The sequence below is a fragment of the Natronococcus occultus SP4 genome (assembly GCF_000328685.1).
Classification (GTDB): Archaea; Halobacteriota; Halobacteria; order Halobacteriales; family Natrialbaceae; genus Natronococcus; species Natronococcus occultus.
In genome coordinates, this window is sequence record NC_019974.1 from 3,750,876 (window position 1) to 3,772,258 (window position 21,383).

Below are 21,383 nucleotides of genomic sequence, written 5' to 3' on the forward strand. Positions count from 1 at the left end.
ACGACCGTCTCGGGCGGATATGGAGGTTCTCGGCCGGCTGCTTGCGATGCTCGCGGTGTTGTTGGTCGGGACCGGGCTCAGGTCCTCGGGCGCATTGAACGACGCCAGAACCGCACGGCTCAACGCGACGGCCTACTACGTCGCCCTCCCGGCGCTCGTCTTCGTCGCGACCTACGATCAGTCGATCGGCGACCTGCTCTCGACGGAGCTGTTCGTCGGCTCGCTGGCCGTCCTCTTCGCGACGGGCGCGATCGCCTGGATCGCCTACCGGAACCGGCTCTCAAACGACCGCCGGAGTGTCGCCATCATCCAGTCGTACCACTCGAATCTCGGCTACCTCGGGCTACCGCTGGTGGCCGCGACCTTCGACACGCAGGTCACCGCGATCGCGAGCGTGATCCTTGGGTTCGTGACGCTCGTCCAGCTCCCGCTGACGATCGTCGTCCTCAGTGCGTTCGGCGCGGCCGAAGCAGCGATCGGACGCGAGCTCGCCGCCCTCGCGAAAAATCCCGTGTTGCTCGCACTGATCGCCGGGCTCACGGTGGGCTCGATCGGCGTCACGTTCCCGGGCGGCGTCGTCGTCGGGCTCGACGCGCTGGGCTCGCTCGCGCTCCCGCTGGCGCTTTTGTGTGTCGGCGCCGCCCTCCAGATCGACGCCGACGCGGTCGATTTCGAGGCCGTCGGCTCGGTCGTCGCGCTGAAGCTCTGCTGTATGCCGCTTCTGGCCTGGGTGGTGTTCTCCGCGCTCTCGGTCGACCGGGCCACCTTCACCGCGGGCGTCGTGATGCTCGGGATGCCGACCGCGGTGTCGACGTACGTCTACGCGAACGAGCTGGGCGGGGACGCCGAGTTCGCCTCGCTGAACGTCTTCGCGACCACGGTCGCCTCCGTCGCCAGCCTGTTCGTGCTCATCACGCTGCTGGGCTGAGCGCGGCTGGACTGTGTCCTCGCGGCGCCGCGAGACGACGGCTACCCCAGTGGCGTCGGCACGTCCGCGGCGTCCTCGGCCAGGGACGGCCGCGCGAGGACGACGTTGACCACCGCACCGAGAAGGATCAGGATCCCGGCGAAATAGAGCCAGGTGACGAAGAGGATGACGACGCCGATCGCGCCGTAGGCGGCGTACTGGCCGGCGTTCGCGGCGTAGAGCTGAAATCCGACCTGCAGGATCGTCCAGCCGACGGCGGCGACGACCGTCCCGGGGAGGATCTCCCGTACCGTGACCGAGATCGGCGGCAACACGTAGTAGATCGGCAGAAAGACCAGAACCAGTCCGACCAGCAGCGTGATCCAGCTCGTGAGCCCGGCCAGCGGGATCACGTCCGCGGCGATCCCCAGCATCGCCCCGATGACGATCATCAACGCGAGCGCGCCGGTCCCGGCCAGGATCACGGTGATCCCGTCCCGAAGCTCGTCGAGAAACGTGTTCTCGGCGGCCTCACCGTAGACCATGTCGAACGCACGGCTGAGGCCGCGAAAGACCTTGAGCGCACCCCAGGCGGCGACCGCCAGCGCGACGACCGTCGCCTGACTGCGCCCCGACTCGGTCGCCAGCGCCTCCGCGACCAGCTCCTCGCCGGCCGGCGGCAGGAAATCCCCGGTGACGAGCACCAGCCGCTCGGCCACGTCCTCGCCGCCGAGCAAGGAGCCGACGACCAGCGCGAGCAACACCATCGGGATCAGCGAGACGAACGCGTAGTAGGCGAAGCCGGCCGCGAGAAAGGTGATCTCCCGATCCTGTGCCGTCCGATAGATCGAGAGCAGCGTCGTCGACAGCCGCGTCGTATCCATACCCGTAGTACGGACGGCGGCGCCAAGAGTGTAGGACCTCTCGGCTACCACTCGTGACAGAAGTTATGCGTCGCGAACACCTGGCCGTCGTCCGCGACGTAGACGCCGACGCCGCCGCGGTCCCAGCCGTGGGGGACGTTCTCCTCGAGGATCGCCTCGCGGTGGTCCGTGGAGTTCATCCACTGGTTGACCAGCCCCTCCGCGAGCCCCTCCGCGGTCTGGTGTTCGACAGTACCGTCGTCGCCGGACTGCTCGACCGGTCTGTCGACCCAGGTCATCGCGATGTTCTCGCCGTACCCCTGACAGTAGTCCTCGACGTCACTGAACCGGTCGTAGGGCTGCTCGCCGTCGGGGTTCGTGTGCGCGAAGTACTCCCGATCGGCCATGTCGGCGCTGTGGGCCCGCGAGACAGACGCGACGGTCCCGTCCCAGTCGATGGCCTCGAGGTCGTGGTCGGCACGGCGGTCGTTGACCTCGGCGTGGACGAACTCTTCGACGTCCTCGGAGACGACCGTCTCGACGTCAGTTTCGTAGCTCGACTCGTTCGGATCGTCCGGATCTGTCACCTCGGGATCGTCCTCGCCGGTCGGCGGCGGGTCGGAACTAGGTGAGGGCTGCGTTCCGACCTCGATCTCGTCGACGTCGTCGAACTCGTCGATCTCGTCGACCAGCGCGGGACCGTAGGTCGCGCCGGCCAGCGCGATCGCACCGACCAGCGCCACGAGGACGACCAGTCTGAGGAGGCCGCGCAGCAGTCCCCGGTCGGCGTCGGCTCCGTCCGGGCCCGGACGCGCGGGAGGGCGAGTGTTCATCGTTCCTAGGCAAGCGATTGGGAACCAAGAGTGTCGCGGTTGCACACATCCTGTAAGGCGGTCCTACTCCGCTCCGAACAGCGTCTCGTGGAAGGCGATCACCAGTCCCGGCACGACGGCCATGAAGATATGTTCCTCGATGGGGATGCCGGCGACCTCGATCCCGGTCCGGAGCTTGATATCGAAGACGCCGACCGCGAGCGTGTACCGGTCCCAGACGTACGCGATGGGGTACAGTGCGAGGATCGTCGCCCCTGCTCGCCGGAGCGCGTTCGCTCGGCGAAGGAGCAAGAACGCGATCGCACCCCAGAACAGTTCCGTCGCGAGATACGTGTACCGACCGAAGGCGCTGATATCGGGCACCATACGACGGCTACGGAACCGTTATCAAAAAATAATGGCCCTGATCCCAGCCGGCAGCACCGTGCAGTACGTTAAATACGCCGGCGTGAGTAGATCGACCCAGAACGATGAATATCGCTGATATCGCGACGAAGGAGTTTATCGAAGTCGACGTTGGCAAACGGATGGGCAAGGTCCGTTCGACGTTCGAGGACGGCAATCCCAAGGGGATCATCGTCACCGACGACGGGGAGTACGAGGGCGTACTCAGCGAGCGCGAGGTGCTCCAGTCCCACGTCGAAGACGACGCGAAGGTCGCGGCGCTGATCAAGCCGAGTCGCAACTCGCCGGCGCCGAAGATCGACCGCCAGGAAGACGTCCGCGAAACCGCGCGGATGCTCATCGAGAGCAACTCGAAGGTCGCCCCTGTCTTCGAGAACGACGAGCTCTGGGGTGTTATCACCGACGACGCCATCCTGGAGGCGGTCCTGGAGAACCTCGACGCGCTATCCGTCGAGGACGTCTACACCTCCGACCCCGTAACACTCCAGGAGAAAGACGGAATCGGAAAGGCGATCAACCACCTGCGAGAACACGGCATCTCGCGGCTACCGATTCTCAACGAGAACGGCTTCCTCACGGGCGTCGTCACGACCCACGACATCGCCGACTTCGTCATCCGAGAGAACAACAAGACGACGGTTGGCGACCGGGTCGGCGACACCGACCGGATGCTCGACGTCCCGATCTACGACATCATGAACAGTCCGGTCAGAACGACCTCGCTCGATACCTCCGCCCAGGACGCCGTCGAGACGATGCTCGACGACGACTACGCGGGACTAATGGTCACCCCCGAGGACGACGACCGGGTCGTCATCGGCGTCATCACCAAGACCGACGTCCTGCGGGCGCTTACCTTCACCGAGGAGGAACGCATGGACGTCCAGATCACCAACATCTCGATGCTCGATACGATCACCCGGGAGGGGATCACTGAGAGCATCCAGGACGTTGCCGACAAGTACGCCGACATGCAGGTGATGCACGCCCACGTCCGGTTCACCGAGCACAAAGAGAAACTCCGGGGGACGCCGCTGGTGCAGTGTCAGATCCGCCTGCGGACGAACAAAGGCCAGGTCGCCGGCACCGGCGAGGGGTACGGCGCCGAGAACGCCTTCCGGGTCGCGCTCGATAAGCTCGAGCGCAACGTCTTAGAGCTGAAAGGCGTCACCAGCGACGAGGAGTACCGCGGCCAGCTGCTGCGGAAGCTGAACGAACTGTAGACGCCAGTCACGGCCGTTTTTCGCGCGATTCGACGGAACGGAGCGTTCGCTTCCCGACGAGATCAGCGAAGCCTGTCGCCGTCGTCGGCCTCCAGTCCCGTCTCCGTGATCCGGAACTGGACCGAGTCGCCGACGGGTTTCGAGCGGTGTTTCTCGAGGGTCGCCCGTCGGTTCCCGCCGCGGAACCGCTCGATCCGTAGCACCGACCCCGTCCAGTGCTCCAGGGTGTTCCCACCGAGCGGACGCGTTCGATCGGCGTCGGGATCCGAGAAGACCTGGTTCGTGAGCACGACCGCCAGATCGTGTTTGCGAGCCAGCGAGAGGAGATGGGTGACCTGACGGGCGACGCCCCGAAGCGCCTCGCCGTCGTCGCCCTCGCCGGTGCGCTCGAGGCGGTAGAACCCGGTGGCGCTGTCCAGGACGATCAGCGAGGCCCGGTCGGCGAACTCCTCGGTGTCCCGGACCGCCTCCTCCTGCTGGTCGAAATCCAGCGCCTCCTCGATGACGATCCGGGAGGCGACGCGCTCGACGTCCTCGGGGTCGTCGACCCGCGCGGAGAGAAGTTGCTCGAAGCGATCGACCGAGAGCCCCTCGGTGTCGATGTAGACGGCGGTCCCGTCGGCGACGGCGGTTTCGACCGCGGCCGACAGCGCGAGGTTCGTCTTGCCCGCGGCCGGCGGCCCGTACAGCTGCGTGACGGTTCCCCGTTCGAATCCGCCGCCGAGCAGCTCATCGATGGGTCCACAGCCCGTCGGAATCGCCTCGTCGTTCACGGGCGATATTGCTCGCCATCCCGCAAAAACCCCCTGAAATCCGCCGTGGCGCCGACGCAGTTCGCGTACGTTTATTCGAATTGGGAGCGAAGGGCGACCGTGATCGTCGTCGCCACGTCAGACTTCGAGGTGTACCACGGCGTCGTCAACGAGCTGCGCGAGCGCGGCGCCGCGTTCACGACCGTCGAACCCGACGACTCGCTCCCCGAGGAGACGACGGTCGTCGTCACGGACGAGTCACACGCTGACGCGTTCCCGGACGTGACGACGGTCGTCGCCGCTCCCGACGGCTCGCGGCGGGCGGTCGATCAGGCGCTGACGACGGCCCGCGGAGAGGGCGGACGAACGATCGTCGGCGTCGATCCCGGTCGGAAGCCGGGGATCGCCGTGCTGGCCGGCGAGATGGTCGTCGCCGCGTTCCAGGTTCCGCTCGCCGAAGCGGTCGACGTCATCCAGCAGGAGGTCGCCGAGGCGTCCTCGCCGGTCGTGCGGATCGGGGACGGCTCCCGGCTCCAGAGCTCGACGCTGGTCAACGACCTCGAGGACGTCCGGGTCGAGCTCGTCGACGAAACTGGGACGACACCGTACCTCGGGACGGGCTCGCGAGGGATGGGGGACGTGCTGGCCGCGGTCAACATCGCTCGCCTCGAGGGCGAACCGATCGAGACCCGTGAGATCGAACCGACCGCGGGTGAGCTTCAGATGATCAAGGACCGAGCGCGCGAGCGAAGCGAGACCAACCGGGCGATCGACGAGCGGCTGGCACGGCGGGTCGCCGCGGGCGAGCTGACGATCGAGGAGGCGCTGGCGGAACACCGCGACGGGACGGACGACGAGTCCGACTCCTAAGTGGATCACCCGCGTTCATTCCGAGCGGTTCAGCGGCTTTCTCGGCTCAGCGTCTTTCTCCGGGATTTGTGGGCTGTTCAGCGGTTTCTCCGAGGTTCGGACTACCATATTCTCCCCCCAACCAACAGTCAAGTTAAACTGTAAGTTCAAAATTCCATAACAGTAATATAGTTGGAAGATATGAAAGTGTGTATGGGTGAATGGAACCGACGATCGGTGATGGTCTCGAGTGCCGCCCTCGCAACCGGAACCGCTCTCGCCGCAGCCGGAACGAGTAGCGCGAACGACTCCCCCGCCGCCTCCGTGCCGACCGAGCCGAGCGGCTGGTCGTCTCACGGCGGGACGATCGGCAACTGTCGGCACGTTCCGGCAACCGACGGGTTCGAGCGGCCCGATACGATCGCCTGGCGGTACGACCACAGTGGCCCGGCCGCAGCCGTCGACGGCGCCGTCTACCTCCAGACCGAGGGCGAGCTCCACTCACTGGACGCGAGCGACGGCTCTCGGCGCTGGATCGCCGACGGGATCGACGCCGCCGGAACGCCCGCGGTCGTCGGCGGGGTCGTCTACGTCGCTGGCGAGGGAGTCACCGCGTTCGACGCCGAAACCGGCGATCGGCACTGGAACGTGTCGTTCGACGGTGCAAAAGCGGTCTCCGCTCCCGTCGTCGCCAACGGGACGGTCTACACGAGCGCCGACGGAACGCTCCGGGCGCTCGACGCCGAAACCGGCGACCGCCGCTGGGAGCGCGAGACCGTCGACGTGGCCTTCGACGGCGAGAGCGAGACCGGGCCCGGCGAGGTCGCGTACGGCTTTCACTCGAGCGACGGCACGGTCGCCGTCGCCGACGACACCGTCTGGGCGCTGCTCGACGAGGAGCGAACCGAAGACGGGGCAGACGCCGACGCGGTCGCCGCGCTCGATCCGGCGACGGGCGAGGTTCTGGGGGCGACCCACCTGTCGTCGGGACGGATCGCGAGCGGGCTGGCCGCGACCGAGGACGCCCTGTTCGTCGAGACGCCCAGCGAGGAGGGGGTCGTCGTCCTCGACCCCGGCTCACGGGAGGTCGTCGACACCGTCAGCGACGCCTTCGACAGCGCGGCGGTCGGCGGGACCGCGGTGACCCACGGTCGACACACCCTCTCGAGCACCGGGGCCGACGCGCCCTGGAACGACCGGGAGACCCACGCGTACGGGAAGCCGACGATCGTCGGCGATCTCGTGGTCGTCGCCCACAGCCGCTGTGGCCGCTCCTCGCCCGACGAGCTCGTCGGGTTCGACCTCGAGGACGGCAGCGAGCGCTGGACGTTCGCGTTCGACGACCGCCACTGGTGTGACGGGTTCCCGATCGACGCGGTCGTCGAGGGCGAGACGATCTACGTCGACAGGGACGGTCAGCTAACGGCCGTTCGACCGTCGTAGTCGGTTACGACGGCTGCTCGGGATCGGTCTCCATCGAAGAAACATACGTACTTCTATCCTCCGCGATCGTAGACGACGTATGAACGGAGCCGCGCCCGACCGTACCGCCGAGCTCGCACTTCTGCTGGAGGTCGCGGGCACGCCGAAACCCGGGAACGTCGATCGCCACCGGGATCTCGAGGACCTGCGTTTCGAACACTTCCTCGCGGGGGCCGTCGGCGCCCGCGACGGGCTCGAGCTGGCCGCCTCGGGGGCGGCCGTCGGCCCTGCCTTCGAGCGGGCCGTCGAGGGGATGGCCACCCAGGAGGGCGGCAACACCCAGTTCGGCGCGTTGTTGTTGCTCGTCCCGCTGGTGCGGGCCGCCCGCAACGAACTCTCCCAGCCCGTCGTCGAGAGCGTCCTCGAGGGAACGACCGTCGCCGACGCGGCCGCCTTCTACCGGGCGTTCGAGCACGTCGACGTCTTCGTCGCCGACCCGCCCGCGGAGCTGGCCCCGCTCGACGTCCGCCGCGGCGCCGACGCGATCCCCGTCCTCGAGGAGCGTGGACTCACTCTGCTCGACGTGATGGACCGCAGCGTTCCGGGCGACGACGTCGCCCGCGAGTGGGTCACCGCGTTCGAGCGCTCGTTCGCCGCCGCCGAGGCACTCGCCGCGGCCGACGGGCCCGTCCCCGAGCGAACCGCCGCCGTCTTCCTCTCCCTGCTGGCCGAGCGCCCCGACACCCTCGTCGCCGATCGGTGCGGTGAGTCGGTCGCGGCCGAAGTGACCGAGCGCGCCGCCACGCTGGTCGAGCGCGACGCCCTCGAAACTGATCGCGACGCCGTCGAGGCGTTCGCCGACGAGCTCGTCGGTCGGGGCATCAATCCCGGAACGACGGCCGACGTCACCGCCGCCGGACTGTTCATCGCCCTCGAGCACGAAACGGTCGAGCTATGAGCGACGATTCACGGCCGGACGGCGATCGAACCGCCGACGTCGAGTGGCCCGTCGAACTCGCCGGCGTCACCGAGTCCGTCGTGACGACGCTTGGCCCCAACGACCGGTGGAACGCCGCCCCGCTCGGACTGTTCGCCGCCGAGGACGAGGACGCAGTTACCGCCACGACATGGGGCAACACCAGAACCCGACGGAACTTCCACCGCCAGGGCGAGGGGTACGTCCAGTTCACCGTCGACCCCGTCGTCTTCGCCGACGCCGCCCTCTCGATCGTCGAGTTCGACGAGCCCGTCCTCGAATCGGCCGACGCCTGGGTGCGAGTCGAGGTCGAACGGATCGAGGCGGGAACCGAGGACGGCACCCGCCGGGAGAAGTGGGCGCTTCGCCCCGTCGAGTCGCAGGTCGTCAACGAGCGGGTGACGACGATCGATCGCGGATTCGGTGCGGTGATCGAGGCGACCGTGGCCGCCTCACGGCTCGACGTTCCCGGGTACGACACCGAACGGCTCCGGGATCGCCTCGAGTACTACGCCTCGGTCGTCGAGCGTGCGGGGAGTCCTCGGGAGCGGGCGGCTCTCGAGCGCGTCCGGGACTACACCGACTGGTAGCCCGGCGGCGAAGAACGAATGGCTTTAGGGCGCGCTCCGAAAACCCATCGGTATGGCAATCAAACCGGCCTACGTCAAGAAGACCGGGAACCTCCTCCTGGAGCGGTACCCGGAGGCGTTCACGACCGACTTCGAGCAGAACAAAGACAGCGTCACGAAGCTGACAAACGTCGAGTCCAAGGGCGTTCGCAACCGGATCGCCGGCTACGTTACGCGGAAGAAAAGCGGCGAAGTGCCGGCGTAGTTCGAGTTCTCGCTCACGTTCGTCTCCGAAAGAACGCAACCCGATAGCGACGGGTTCGGTGCGTCGAAGTCGTCGAACGTCGTTCTGACGGGGAGTCAGTGTCCCTGATCGTCACCGAAGCCGGGGTCCATGTAGACCGCGGCGACGAACGCGACGAGAGCGAAAAAGAGCCCGAAGAAAAGACCGACAGTTCCGGTGATGATCGAGAGGTCACCGGCCAGCGGAAGGCTCATCTCCTGGTACCCCATGACACCGAAGGCGACTCCGAGCACGAGCGCCAGCGCGGCGATCACCGTCGCGCCGGTGCTAAACCGCGTCTCGAACAGGCCGCTCAGGCCGGCAGTCGAGTTCGTCATCGGAACCACCCCGAACGAGGCTGCTGGAGCAGGCTGCTCCCGGTGGCAGCCGGATCGATACCTGAACCGCATCGGTCCTGGTGGAAGCGCATCGGTCGATACCATCCACTCCGTTTTCTTAACCTCTTCTATGCAGTCCGCTGTGGACCGACAGCGCTCGGTCGAGTATCGCCGTCCGCAGCAGTCGCGCGAATCCAAACCGTTTTGCGCACACAACCCCGAGCAACGGGAAAATGGCAGTACGAGTAGGCGTACTTGGCGCAACCGGAGCCGTCGGACAGCGACTGATCCAGCTTCTCGACCCCCACCCGGAGTTCGAGATCGCCGCCCTCACGGCGAGCGACTCCAGTGCGGGCAAGACGTACCGACAGGCCGCGAAGTGGCGCGTCGAGGGTCCGATCCCCGACGACGTCGCGGAGACGACCGTCTCGGCAACCGACCCCGACGAGGTCCCCGATGACGTCGACCTGCTGTTCTCGTCGCTCCCCTCGAGCGTCGGCGCGGAGGTCGAGCCCGACTTCTGCGAGGCGGGCTACGTCATGTCCTCGAACTCCTCGAACGCACGGATGGCCGACGACGTTCCGCTCGTAATCCCGGAGGTCAACGCCGAACACCTCGATCTGCTCGAGGTCCAGCGCGACGAGCGGGGCTGGGACGGCGCGATGGTCAAAAACCCCAACTGCTCGACGATCACCTTCGTTCCCACGCTGGCCGCGCTCGCGGAGTACGGCCTCGAGTCGGTCCACGTCGCGACGCTGCAGGCGGTTTCGGGCGCGGGCTACGACGGCGTCTCCTCGATGGAGATCATCGACAACGCGATCCCCTACATCGGCAGCGAGGAGGACAAACTCGAGACCGAGTCCCGCAAGCTGCTCGGCGAGTTCGACGGCGCCGAACTCAGCCATAACAGCGTCGAGGTCGCCGCCTCCTGTAACCGAATCCCGACGATCGACGGCCACCTCGAGAACGTCTGGGTCGAGACCGAGGACGACCTTACGCCCGAGGACGCCGCCGACGCGATGGCTTCGTACCCTTCCCTCGAGCTGCCGTCCTCGCCCGACCAGCTCATCCACGTCTTCGACGAGCCCGACCGCCCACAGCCACGCCTCGACCGAACGCTCGGCGACGGGATGGCTATCGCGGCTGGCGGGCTACGCGAGTCGTCGTTCGGGCTCCAGTACAACTGCCTGGCCCACAACACGATCCGCGGCGCCGCGGGTGCGAGCGTTCTGAACGGCGAACTGCTGCTCGAGAACGGCTACCTGTAGGCCGTTACGTCGACTCCTGGGGTAAAGCGACGACGGGCACGGACGCCTCCTTGACGAGTCGCCGCGCGACGTCGCCCGTCAGCAGCTCCGCGAGGCGGTTCCCCTCTCGCGCGTTGAAGACGACGGCGTCGGCGCCCTCCTCGCGGGCGGCCTCGAAGATGCGCTCGACGACGTCGGTGCCGTACAACACCTCCGTCTCGACCGCGGCTGGTGACTCATCGAGGACGTCCCTGATCCGCTCGAAGATATCGGCGGCGTGGTCTTCGCGTTGTTCCATCGGGGCCTTGTCGATCCCGCCGCCCGATTTCTCGACCACGTTGACCGCGACGACGGTGCTTGCCGGAGCGAGATGGGGCTCGAGCGCCCTGGCGGTTCGCTCGCCGTCGTCCGGATCGGCCGCGGGAACGACCACCGTCCCGTCGATGGTAAGCGTCACCGGCCGCCACCTCGGTTCGGACGAGCCGTGGCAACTCGAGGCGAGCGCGCTGGGCGAGCCATCGCTAGTGGTACCATGGTTCAACGTGGTTCGCCGCGGGGAAAAAGGTACAGTCGGACCGCGCGGGGATCAGGGAACGACCTGGTTGCGAAGCTCGTCGCTTCCCTCGTCGAACCGACGCACGTTCTCGACGACGATATCGGCCAGACGCTCGTAGTAACGGGGCGTCTGACCCGCGTTGTGGGGCGTGATCTGGACGTTCCCGAAGTTCCACAGCGGGTGGTCCTCCGGCAGCGGCTCGGGGTCGGTAACGTCGAGCGACGCCCCGCGGATCCAGCCCGAGCGCAGCGCGTCGACGAGCGCGTCGGTGTCGACCACCGGTCCTCGCGCGACGTTGACGATCACGGCCTCCGGATCGAGCGTGATCATCGTCTCCCGGTCGATCAGCCCCCGGGTGAGATCAGTCAGCGGACACGCGAGCACGAGGTAGTCGGTCCGGGCGAGGGCGTCCTCGAACGGCTCGTCCTCGAAGCCGACGACCTCGTCTGTCGGGCCGCCCTTCTCGGGCGTGTAGCGAACACCGATCGTCTCGACGTCGAACGGCTCGAGGCGCTCGGCCGTTGCCCGTCCGATCGCGCCGAGTCCGACGATCGTGACCGTCGACCCCTGAAGCTCGTGGGCCTTGTAGTGGCGCCACTCGCGGCGGCGCTGTCTGCGCTCGGCGACGTGAAACCGACGGGTGAAATGCAAAATCGCACCGAGGACGTGCTCGCCCATGTTCGGCCCGTGGACACCGGACGCGTTGGTCACCGCGACGCCGCGTTCCCGAAGCCGGTCCAGCGGCAGGTGACCCGTTCCCGCGTACGCACAGGCGAACACCTCGAGGTCTGGGGCGGCCTCGAGCAGCTCCTCCTCGAGGGTCATCCCGGTGACAAAACGGGCGTCCTCGATCAGCTCGCGCTCGGCGGTCGGCGTGCGAGCGAGCTCGACGGTCCGATCGGGAAGTCGCTCCCGGAGCGTCTCGGCGTACTGCTCGATCGGCGTTCCGTGGGTCCCCTTGCGCAACACGAGGAGGTCCGTCTCGTCGGGCATGTCAGGTGTCTCGAGCGGTATGGTCAAAAACGTTCAGTTCGCGGGGAGTACCGCCGCGGCAGTCGATCCGAACTTCAGACAGTTTAATACGGGCCGTCCAGTCCCAACGAAGTATGGAACGCGTTGATGTCGCGATCGTCGGCGGCGGGCCCGCGGGCGCCTGTGCGGCGGAACGAGCCGCCGCACACGGCGCCGAGACGGTCCTGTTCGAGCAGGGTGTCCCGCGGGAGGACCGTGACGAGCTCGGTCCAGACTCGACCGACGCGGCCGGGATGCTCGACTACTGGATCGATATCATGGATTTCGACCACCGGGAGATCCCCGACGACGTCATCCATCAGGAGCTCGACGCCACGGAGTTTGTCGGCCCGTCGAGCCGTCTCGAGCTCTCGACCACCGGGATCGACGCCGATTATCCAAGATTCGGCTACACCTTTCACCGCGCCCGGATGGACGACTGGCTCCACGAGCGCGCGAGCGACGCCGGCGCCGACCTGCGGGTCGGAACCGGGGTCAAATCTCTCGAGACCGACCTTCGAGCCGCGAGCCCGAAGGGGCCGACCCACACGCTGACCCTCTCGGACGGCGCCCAGCTCGAAGCCCAGTACGTCGTCCTCGCGGACGGGCCACAGCGACGGATCACCCTCGAGGCGCTGGATCAGTTCACCCCGCCCGGACGGAGCGTCTCGGACCACCTCTCGCCGCCCGAGGCGAACCACATCGCTTACCAGGAGTACCGGGAGTTCCCGCCCGAGCTATTCGAGGAGGACCGACTCAAGTTCTGGTGGGGGTACATGCCCGGTGAGACCGCCTACCCGTGGATGTTTCCCAACGACGGCACCGTCGCCCGCGTCGGCCTGACGATGCCGATCGGGATGGACCTCGAGGACGTCCCGAACCCCGGAGCGTACGCCTTGCTGGAGCCGACCGACGACCAGCTCCCCTCCGGCGCCGAGTACATCCGTCGACTGCTCGAACGCGAGTACGGCGACGAGTACGACGTCGAGGAAGACATCCCGATCGTCGAGGACCGCGGCAAATCCAAGGGAACGGAGACCTATCCGATCTCCTCGACGCGCCCGATCGACTCGCCGGTCGGCGCGAACATCGCCGTCGCCGGCGGGGCGATGGGGACCACCTCGGCGTTCCACGAGGGCGGCTACCACGTTGCCGTCCGAACGGGGAAAATCGCCGGGCGTCTCGCCGCGACCGACTCCCTCGAGAGCTACAACGACGTCTGGAAGCGCGCGATCGGCGACGAGATCGTCCGCAACGTCGCCTTCGCGGATATCGTCGCCGACTACGAACCCGACGACTGGGATCGTGCGTTCGAGATCGTCACCGACATGCAGGGCTCCGGGGACGAGAACGCGATCCTCGAGCGGACCTACTCCGCAGGGATCGGGGCGACGAAGCTGCTCACGGCCTACAAGAAACGCAAGTTCGGCTACCGCGACGGCCGGTACGTCCAGCTCACCGAGGACGAGTACTTCTACTGAGCGACGGCCAATCCGTCGACTCGGTATCACCGCGACGGACCACGGACGATCGGCTCACTCCGTTTCGGAATCCGCCGACGGGCGGAGATCGAGCCCGACGGTAACCAGCGCGCGGTTCGTCTCCGATACCGCGTCCCGTATCTCACCGATCGCCAGCGATCGATTCGCACGAAGCGGACCATCGGTCAACAGGATCGCTCGCAACGACGGGGCGTGATCGTAGCTGATCGCGTGTGCCCGGTCGTACGAATCGAACCCCCGCGGCTGCCACCCGACCCCTTCTTCGAGGACCGTCACCCGGGAGCCGGGAACGACCTGATACGGAGCTATCGCCCCCTCCTCGATCTCGGCTCGTTCGGACGGGCCGTCCTCGCGAGTCGCCCCAGCGGCCGTTCCCGAGCCGCCCGCGAGAAGGCCAGTCGAGAGCGCACCGTACTTGGCGAAGGTTCGTCGCGACATCGATCGCGTGTTGCGCGTGTACATCGCACTCATGTTCGCGGTAACACCACCGAGATCTCCATAACCGTTCGCCAGTCTGGTGCAACGGTGGACGTTTCAACTATCCATTCAGGCCACAGTTTTATTTCCGTCACCGTGGCCCGCTTCCCTGATGTTCTTCCACGAACCGGAGCTCCAGTACGAGGTCACGGTCGAGAACCCGGATCCCCACTTCGCGAAACTGCTCCAGCAGGCTATCGGCGGCCAGGAGGGTGAGATGCGCGTTGCGATGCAGTACATGTTCCAGGCATGGGCCCTCCCCGAAGAGTACGAGGAGTATCGAACCCTCCTGATGGAGACCGCCGTCGAGGAGCTCGGCCACATCGAGATGCTCGCGACGGCCGTCACGAAGAACCTCCGAGGCTCGTCCAAGCAGATGAGCGAGGACGCCGAAGCGGTCGCCTCGACCGCTGCGTCGATGACTGGACAGAATCCGCGTCAGTTCCTCTCGGCGGGCCAGTCGGCGATGCCCGTCGACAGCAACGGCGTTCCGTTCTCCGGGGGCTACGTCGTCGCCTCGGGGAACCTCGCTGGCGACCTCTACGCCAATGTGATGGCCGAAGGGACCGGGCGAACCCTCGCGACCCGCCTCTACGAGTACACCGACGATCCCGGTATGCGAGACATGCTCTCGTATCTCATTGCGCGCGACACGATGCACCAGAACCAGTGGCTCGCCGCTCTCGAATCGCTCGAGAACCCGACTCCGGTACCGGCGAGTTTCCCACAGGAGGAGGAGAATCAGGACGTCAACTACGCGTTCATGTCGACCCGTCGGGAGCAACAACCCGATCCGGAAGCACCCTGGACCCAGGGCGACGCCCCGGACAGCAGAGGCGAGTTCTCCTATCTCGCCGAACAGCCCGGCGACGGCGACGGTGTTCCGCCGGCACCGGATCCGAGCACGTACAACGTTCCCGAAGACGAGTAGGGATCGGTTCCGATAGGGACCGGCCCCTCCATCACCGATACTCGACCCTTCACGCGACGCGTTCGTCTGTAAGACTTAAACGGGCCACGACCCTATTACGACTGCGTGCCTTTAGTCCCCGTCCGAGTGAACCCGTTTCGGGTGCGATGACAGCACGGCGAACCCGGGCACGCGACATTGGATCGACCGCGACGGACCACTCCGTCGCACTCGGGGACGATCGTCCCCCGCCCGGCACGAGGGTTAGCCAGCCGACGCGGCATGCCGCCACGGGATGACGCTGGACGTTAGTGTTCCGGGCGACAGTCGTTCCTTCGACGACCATCTCACCAGCAGCCGCTGTTCTCCCCGAAACCGTTCTGGTTAGTTACCCGACGCAGGCTCCGCGTAGCGCACCGAATCGATCGGCTCCTCGACCGGACCCACGTCGCCATCGAGAACCCGGGCCTGCTTGATCTCTTCGCGTCTCGGTTCGAACCCTGCAGCGCGTGTGACGCTTCCACTTCGAGGATCGAACTCGACGAGTCCGTCCTCGTCAAGTCGCGGAAGGTGATCATGTATTAGTGACGTTCGAACGGGACGACGTGCCGACTCGGAAACCGTCTCCGGAGACTCGCCGCGTTCCCAGGCGGTGATCTGTCTACTTAACGTTTCGATATCCGTATGGCGGGTTTCCAGTAAATAGTACGTCACGTACCGACAGCGCGAGTGGGAGAGAAGACCGGAGGTAGACGGTGTGGTTGGCCGAGTTGCTTTTGACATATTGCGTGGATTACTACCGCTCTCGCATAAGATACAGTCCAAAGATATTGGGAGGTTACGAACAGTCATCGATGGTGAGGATCTTCCTATACGACGTGTTCTCACACCGTATAAATACGGAACGCCCACACAGCGGGCGCTGTGCGGGCGTGAATCAGTATGAGTGGTGGCGGCGAATCGGATTTCCCAGAGGGTCTCCCACTCCAGTACTGACCGAAACGCAGGCGAGCTTATCTTCCGTGTTCGGGATGGGTACGGGAGGCACCTCGCCGCTGTGGCCGCCGTAATGCCGATCGACGGAGTCGAACCGTCGTCAAACCCTAATCGGTCAACGACCGTAATGTACGTGTAGTCCAGTTTGCGTCCGGACCCGTTTCCGGGCACTGTGATCCGAATGCGAATATGAATGTGTGGCTCGATCAGTTAGTGCTCGCGGGCTCAACGCCTCGTTGCCTTGGCGCGTACACCCCGAGTCTATCGATCTCGTCTTCTACGAGTGATCTCGACGGTTCCTCTTTTCCAGGTGGGTTTCGAGCTTAGATGCGTTCAGCTCTTACCCCGTGGTGCGTGGCTGCCCGGCACGTGCTCTTTCGAACAGCCGGTACACCAGTGGCACCCATTCGTAGTTCCTCTCGTACTATACGAACGTTCCCGTCAGGAACCATTACACCCCCAATAGATAGCAGCCGACCTGTCTCACGACGGTCTAAACCCAGCTCACGACCTCCTTTAATAGGCGAACAACCTCACCCTTGCCCGCTTCTGCACGGGCAGGATGGAGGGAACCGACATCGAGGTAGCAAGCCACTCGGTCGATATGTGCTCTTGCGAGTGACGACTCTGTTATCCCTAAGGTAGCTTTTCTGTCAGCAATCTCCCGCATCAAGCAGGATGATTGGTTCGCTAGACCACGCTTTCGCGTCAGCGTCCGTCGTTGTGCCGGACACTGTCAGGCTTCCGTTTGCTCTTGCGCTCTTTCCCGCGTCTCCGACGCGGGTGAGGAAACCTTGGGGCGCGCTCGATATCTTTTCAAGCGCGTACCGCCCCAGTCAAACTGCCCGGCTACCAGTGTCCTCCGCCAGGAGTGAGAGTCGCAGTCACCATCGGGTAGTATTTCAATGCTGGCTCGGTGAGCCGCTAGCGCGGCTACCTGTGTAACGCCTCCTACCTATGCTGCACAATGGCGACCACGTCTCAGTGACAGCCTGCAGTAAAGCTCTATAGGGTCTTCGCTTCCCCTTGGGGGTCTCCAGACTCCGCACTGGAACGTACAGTTCACCGGGCCCAACGTTGGGACAGTGGCGCTCTCGTTGATCCATTCATGCAAGCCGCTACTGAAGCGGCAAGGTACTACGCTACCTTAAGAGGGTCATAGTTACCCCCGCCGTTAACGGGTCCTTCGTCCCCTTGTAAGGGGTGTTCAGATACCCGCACTGGGCAGGATTCAGTGACCGTACGAGTCCTTGCGGATTTGCGGTCACCTATGTTGTTACTAGACAGTCGGAGCGCCCGAGTCACTGCGACCTGCCCCATTGCGGGGCAGGCATCCCTTCTTCCGAAGGTACGGGACTAACTTGCCGAATTCCCTAACGTCGGTTACTCCCGACAGACCTTGGCTTTCGCCGCCATGAGTACCTGTGTCGGATCTCGGTACGGACAGTGTGATCGCCTTTTCACGGGCTCTGGGTTGACCGCTCTTGCGCTATCCAGCCATTCGTTCGCTTCGTGCCATTACGGCTTCCACGAATTTCGACTGTTCGACCGGGCGAAGGCCCGGCAGCGGCGGCCCCAAAGCGTCAGCTTTGAGTTCACACTGGTACAGGAATATTAACCTGTTTCCCTGTTGTCTCATTCGAGTTACGGTGAGACTTAGGACCGACTAACCCTCAGCTGATCAGCATTGCTGAGGAACCCTTACTCGTTCGGCCGTCGGGGGTTCAACCCGACTAACGCTGCTACTATGACCAGGATTATCGTTACTGAACGGTCCACACGACTTCTCAGCCGTGCTTCCACCCGAACAGAACGCCGACCTACGCGATCGCCCCTATGGGGGGCGCGGCCAGGTCTCGGTGGTGGATTTGAGCCCCGATCATTTTGGGCGCCTCAAACCTCGGCCGGTAAGCTGTTACGCTTTTCTTAGAGGGTAGCTGCTTCTAAGCTCACCTCCCGGCTGTCTAGGGCTTGAGACCACCTTCGATCGCACTTAATCCACACTTGGGGACCTTAACCCGGCGCTGGGTTGTCTCCCTTACGGTACACAGGCTTACCCCGCGCACCGATCTCCCCGCGTCGACGGCGTTCGTAAGTTTGGAGTTGGACAGGGGGGCGCACTCCTCTCGGAGTGCGGTCCCCCAATCCGTCGCTCTACCTCACGAACTACCTCGGCGGAGGTGATGCTTCGACATCTTTCGGTCGGAACCAGCTGTGTCCGGATTCGATGGGCCTTTCACCCCTAGACGTAGGTCACGAGAGGGTATTGTAGGACACCAACTCTAACAGACTTCCACGTGCCTTTCGGCACGCTTCATCTTGCCCACGTCTAGATCATCCGGTTTCGGGTCGTGCCCGTTTGACTCCCCGCGCTTGAACACGGCGGCCCTCACGCAAAGCGCTGCGGCCCTGTCGGTTTCCCTACGCCTTCCCTGATGATCAGGTTAGACTCGTCAAACAGGCACACTCCCTGGTTCGTTTTTCAAAACGTACGACGGAACTTCGGCTTCCGCTGCGTCCTACTTGTAGCTCGCGCTACGTTCGTTTTGCAGAGGACCTTCTAAGCCCCGTCGCTCGATCGCCAACTGATTTCACGCCCTATTGCACCTCCCTTCTCGGGGTGCTTTTCAGCGTTCGCTCACGCTACTTGTTCGCTATCGGTCTTGAGGAGTGTTTAGTCTTCGCAGTCGATGCCTGCGAGATTCTCGAGGGATATCCAACCCCCGATACTCTGGAGCTGACTCGTTCCTTACTGCTCGACAGTACGGGACTGTCACCCTGTTTCATGCTCCGTTCCAGGAGACTTCGTGTCGAGTGTCGGGAAGTGATCGTCAGTCCGAACACCACATTGCCCGTAGGGGCTTCGGTTTGGACTGATGTCGCGTTCCTTCGCCAGTACTAACGATATCACGTTGCGTTTTCTTTTCCTGCCGGTACTAAGATGTTTCAATTCCCGGCGTTCCCCATTGCGCGAAGCAATTGCGAGGGGATTCCCATTCGGAGATCCCAAGTTCTTCCCCTCCGTGCGGGTCCCTTGGGCTTATCGCAGCTTGGCACGTCCGTCTTCAGCTCTCAAGCCGAGCGATCCACCAGCTGGCACAGTAGCCACGTTCGTCGGATCAGGGTTGCAAAGCAACCGTGTAGTGACCCGGGAACGGGTCCAGTGGACGCCTGGACTACACGTACACACGGTCTCATCTGCACGCCGGTAGACGGCCGGCCTGCATTAACCCTTCCCAGCCACACTTGCGCGGGCTGGTGCATCGGTTTCGTCTGCGGATTTGATCGAAAGTTCCTGCCCCACTTAAGGGACACGATCTTCGATCGCTTCCGCAATCATGGACCCACAGGGATTCGAACCCTGGGCATCCTCCTTGCAAAGGAGGCACTCTCCCACTGAGCTATGGGCCCACTCTCTACAGGCCGGATGTGGCCCGTAGAGAGCGTAGATGGTGTGAGCCTCGGTAGTTCAAGGGTGCCCGGTCGGCCCGTGATGGGCGCGAACCGAACGTGGACTGCGTGGCGCAACGCGCCACGAGTTTGGTGGGCCACCCCGTCGGGGTGGTCCCGGTCTGTGGAGGTGATCCAGCCGCAGATTCCCCTACGGCTACCTTGTTACGACTTAAGCCCCCTTGCGAAGCCCAGATTCGACCCCCAGAAGGGGCCTCATCCGGACCTCACTCGGGTGCTTTGACGGGCGGTGTGTGCAAGGAGCAGGGACGTATTCACCGCCGTCTTCTGAACGGCGATTACTACCGAATCCAGCTTCATGCGGACGAGTTTCAGTCCGCAATCCGAACTACGATCGAGTTTCGGAGATTAGCGCCCCCTTTCGGGGTTGCATCCCACTGTCTCGACCATTGTAGCCCGCGTGTTGCCCAGCACATTCGGGGCATACTGACCTACCGTTGCCCGTTCCTTCCTCCAGTTTGGCACTGGCAGTCCTCCTAATGTACCCAACCACCACAAGGGTGTTGCTGGCAATTAGGAGTGCGGGTCTCGCTCGTTGCCTGACTTAACAGGACGCCTCACGGTACGAGCTGACGGCGGCCATGCACCTCCTCTCAGTAGGTCTGGTAAGCTCATCACACTGACCGTCACTCCTACTGTCGATGCTGGTGAGATGTCCGGCGTTGAGTCCAATTAAACCGCAGGCTCCTCCGGTTGTAGTGCTCCCCCGCCAATTCCTTTAAGTTTCATCCTTGCGGACGTACTTCCCAGGCGGTCTGCTTCACGGCTTCCCTGCGGCACACCACAGGCTCGTAGCCTGTGGCACACCTAGCAGACATCGTTTACAGCTCGGACTACCCGGGTATCTAATCCGGTTCGTGACCCGAGCTTTCGTCCCTCACCGTCGGATCCGTCTTTCCAGAGCGCTTTCGCCACCGGCGGTCCGTCCAGGATTACGGGATTTCACTCCTACCCCGGACGTACCCTCTGGATCTTCCGGTCCCAAGCCAGGCAGTTTCCACCGGACGCCTCCCCGTTAGGCGGGGAGATTTCCCGATGGACTTGCCTGGCCAGCTACGGACGCTTTAGGCCCAATAAGAGCGGCCATCACTCGTGCTGCCGGTATTACCGCGGCGGCTGGCACCGGTCTTGCCCAGCACTTGTTCCTGCACCACCTTACGGTGCAGAAAAGCGAGGGCTCTATGCCCTCGCACTTGGAGTCCCCTTATCGCACTGGCGTGCAGTGTAAAGGTTTCGCGCCTGCTGCGCCCCGTAGGGCCCGGTATCTTGTCTCAGATACCGTCTCCGGGCTCTTGCTCTCACAACCCGTACCGATTACTGGCACGGTGGGCCGTTACCCCACCGTCTACCTAATCGGCCGCAGCCACATCCTCTGGCGCCGGAGCGTTTCGGGCTCGCGCCAGTTCCAGGCGTCGAGCGGTATGGGGAATTAGCCTCAGTTTCCCGAGGTTGGTCCCCTCCAGAGGGTAGTTTGGCCACGTGTTACTGAGCTATCTGCTACGAGTCTGAACTCGTGCAACTAGCATGGCTAAATCGGACTCCAATAGCAATGGCCTCCGGCAGGATCAACCGGAGTGCTCTTTCCCCCAAAGTGGGGGAGGTTGGCGGAGTATGAATCGAATCACACTCACTTGAATGGGTCCACGTTCGGATCGGCCGCGATCGCAGACCGATCGGGCGTCACCGAACTACCAAGGCTCACATCAGATCCCATCTGTACGGCGGACCGCAGGGGTAGGATCCTCATTTCCTTCGGACGTATTCATAAGCGTCGAGGGGTACTTAACCCCTTC

19 protein-coding genes, 1 tRNA gene and 3 rRNA genes are annotated in these 21,383 nt (G+C 64.4%); 10 read left to right on the forward strand and 13 right to left on the reverse strand.

All coding sequences use genetic code 11. The annotated features are described in order from the left end of the window. Positions 1–19 precede the first annotated feature (19 nt). Entirely contained in the window at positions 20–928 is a 909-nt protein-coding gene (locus tag NATOC_RS18215) for an AEC family transporter (RefSeq protein ID WP_015322957.1), read from the forward strand. A gap of 41 nt (positions 929–969) precedes the next feature. On the opposite strand, the gene NATOC_RS18220 is transcribed toward NATOC_RS18215, so the two are convergent. From NATOC_RS18220 to NATOC_RS18230, 3 genes are all read right to left on the reverse strand, one after another. Continuing rightward, complete coding sequence (locus NATOC_RS18220) at positions 970–1,791, reverse strand: YihY/virulence factor BrkB family protein (protein WP_015322958.1); 822 nt, start codon at positions 1,789–1,791, stop codon at positions 970–972. A gap of 44 nt (positions 1,792–1,835) precedes the next feature. Next, the gene (locus NATOC_RS18225; RefSeq protein WP_015322959.1) at positions 1,836–2,603 is read right to left on the reverse strand and encodes a CAP domain-containing protein; all 768 of its coding nucleotides are present in this window, start codon (positions 2,601–2,603) and stop codon (positions 1,836–1,838) included. 63 nt (positions 2,604–2,666) lie between these two features. Continuing rightward, entirely contained in the window at positions 2,667–2,969 is a 303-nt protein-coding gene (locus tag NATOC_RS18230; RefSeq protein WP_015322960.1) for a lycopene cyclase domain-containing protein, read from the reverse strand. Between the two features lie 104 nt (positions 2,970–3,073). Between NATOC_RS18230 and NATOC_RS18235 the strand changes: the two genes are divergently transcribed. Continuing rightward, positions 3,074–4,231, forward strand: a complete 1,158-nt coding sequence (locus NATOC_RS18235; protein WP_015322961.1) for a CBS domain-containing protein — start codon at positions 3,074–3,076, stop codon at positions 4,229–4,231. A 62-nt stretch (positions 4,232–4,293) separates the two neighbouring features. Here the strand turns inward: NATOC_RS18235 and radB are convergent, their stop codons facing one another. Then, positions 4,294–5,004: a DNA repair and recombination protein RadB gene (gene radB, locus NATOC_RS18240; RefSeq protein ID WP_015322962.1), complete on the reverse strand. Its 711-nt coding sequence runs from the start codon at positions 5,002–5,004 to the stop codon at positions 4,294–4,296. Positions 5,005–5,103: 99 nt separating this feature from the next. Here radB and NATOC_RS18245 point away from each other — a divergent pair, with 99 nt between their 5' ends. The 5 genes from NATOC_RS18245 (at position 5,104) to NATOC_RS18265 (ending at position 9,064) form a co-directional block, all read left to right on the forward strand. Beyond that, positions 5,104–5,853: a hypothetical protein gene (locus NATOC_RS18245; RefSeq protein ID WP_015322963.1), complete on the forward strand. Its 750-nt coding sequence runs from the start codon at positions 5,104–5,106 to the stop codon at positions 5,851–5,853. A gap of 192 nt (positions 5,854–6,045) precedes the next feature. Next, entirely contained in the window at positions 6,046–7,275 is a 1,230-nt protein-coding gene (locus tag NATOC_RS18250; RefSeq protein WP_015322964.1) for an outer membrane protein assembly factor BamB family protein, read from the forward strand. A 79-nt stretch (positions 7,276–7,354) separates the two neighbouring features. After that, positions 7,355–8,212: a triphosphoribosyl-dephospho-CoA synthase gene (locus NATOC_RS18255; protein WP_015322965.1), complete on the forward strand. Its 858-nt coding sequence runs from the start codon at positions 7,355–7,357 to the stop codon at positions 8,210–8,212. Next, positions 8,209–8,820 carry a DUF447 domain-containing protein gene (locus NATOC_RS18260; RefSeq protein WP_015322966.1) on the forward strand — a complete coding sequence of 204 codons (612 nt, stop codon included), beginning with the start codon at positions 8,209–8,211 and terminating at the stop codon, positions 8,818–8,820. The genes NATOC_RS18255 and NATOC_RS18260 overlap by 4 nt, the downstream gene beginning before the upstream one ends. Positions 8,821–8,872: 52 nt before the next feature. After that, a complete protein-coding gene (locus NATOC_RS18265) occupies positions 8,873–9,064 on the forward strand; it encodes a 30S ribosomal protein S17e (RefSeq protein ID WP_015322967.1) in 192 nt (63 codons plus the stop codon). Between the two features lie 95 nt (positions 9,065–9,159). Here the strand turns inward: NATOC_RS18265 and NATOC_RS18270 are convergent, their stop codons facing one another. Further along, positions 9,160–9,420, reverse strand: coding sequence for a hypothetical protein (locus NATOC_RS18270; RefSeq protein ID WP_015322968.1), 261 nt, complete (start codon positions 9,418–9,420; stop codon positions 9,160–9,162). A 233-nt stretch (positions 9,421–9,653) separates the two neighbouring features. Between NATOC_RS18270 and asd the strand changes: the two genes are divergently transcribed. After that, positions 9,654–10,688 carry an aspartate-semialdehyde dehydrogenase gene (asd, locus tag NATOC_RS18275; protein WP_015322969.1) on the forward strand — a complete coding sequence of 345 codons (1,035 nt, stop codon included), beginning with the start codon at positions 9,654–9,656 and terminating at the stop codon, positions 10,686–10,688. 4 nt (positions 10,689–10,692) lie between these two features. Here the strand turns inward: asd and NATOC_RS18280 are convergent, their stop codons facing one another. Both NATOC_RS18280 and NATOC_RS18285 read right to left on the reverse strand, forming a co-directional pair. Beyond that, complete coding sequence (locus NATOC_RS18280; protein ID WP_015322970.1) at positions 10,693–11,124, reverse strand: universal stress protein; 432 nt, start codon at positions 11,122–11,124, stop codon at positions 10,693–10,695. A 129-nt stretch (positions 11,125–11,253) separates the two neighbouring features. Beyond that, the gene (locus NATOC_RS18285) at positions 11,254–12,216 is read right to left on the reverse strand and encodes a D-2-hydroxyacid dehydrogenase (protein ID WP_015322971.1); all 963 of its coding nucleotides are present in this window, start codon (positions 12,214–12,216) and stop codon (positions 11,254–11,256) included. Between the two features lie 113 nt (positions 12,217–12,329). Here NATOC_RS18285 and NATOC_RS18290 point away from each other — a divergent pair, with 113 nt between their 5' ends. Further along, the gene (locus NATOC_RS18290) at positions 12,330–13,715 is read left to right on the forward strand and encodes an NAD(P)/FAD-dependent oxidoreductase (RefSeq protein WP_015322972.1); all 1,386 of its coding nucleotides are present in this window, start codon (positions 12,330–12,332) and stop codon (positions 13,713–13,715) included. Between the two features lie 54 nt (positions 13,716–13,769). Here NATOC_RS18290 and NATOC_RS18295 read toward each other — a convergent pair whose 3' ends face one another. Continuing rightward, positions 13,770–14,207: a hypothetical protein gene (locus NATOC_RS18295; protein ID WP_015322973.1), complete on the reverse strand. Its 438-nt coding sequence runs from the start codon at positions 14,205–14,207 to the stop codon at positions 13,770–13,772. Between the two features lie 118 nt (positions 14,208–14,325). Here NATOC_RS18295 and NATOC_RS18300 point away from each other — a divergent pair, with 118 nt between their 5' ends. Continuing rightward, complete coding sequence (locus NATOC_RS18300) at positions 14,326–15,144, forward strand: manganese catalase family protein (protein ID WP_015322974.1); 819 nt, start codon at positions 14,326–14,328, stop codon at positions 15,142–15,144. 363 nt (positions 15,145–15,507) lie between these two features. On the opposite strand, the gene NATOC_RS23355 is transcribed toward NATOC_RS18300, so the two are convergent. The 5 genes from NATOC_RS23355 to NATOC_RS18325 form a co-directional block, all read right to left on the reverse strand. Beyond that, a complete protein-coding gene (locus NATOC_RS23355) occupies positions 15,508–15,975 on the reverse strand; it encodes a DUF7344 domain-containing protein (RefSeq protein WP_015322975.1) in 468 nt (155 codons plus the stop codon). A gap of 95 nt (positions 15,976–16,070) precedes the next feature. Further along, positions 16,071–16,192, reverse strand: a 5S ribosomal RNA gene (gene rrf, locus NATOC_RS18310). A gap of 119 nt (positions 16,193–16,311) precedes the next feature. Next, positions 16,312–19,233, reverse strand: a 23S ribosomal RNA gene (locus NATOC_RS18315). Between the two features lie 225 nt (positions 19,234–19,458). Beyond that, positions 19,459–19,530 (reverse strand) — tRNA-Ala (locus NATOC_RS18320). Between the two features lie 164 nt (positions 19,531–19,694). After that, positions 19,695–21,166 (reverse strand): 16S ribosomal RNA (locus tag NATOC_RS18325). Together the 16S, 23S and 5S rRNA genes with 1 tRNA gene alongside form the textbook arrangement of a ribosomal RNA operon. Positions 21,167–21,383 lie beyond the last annotated feature (217 nt).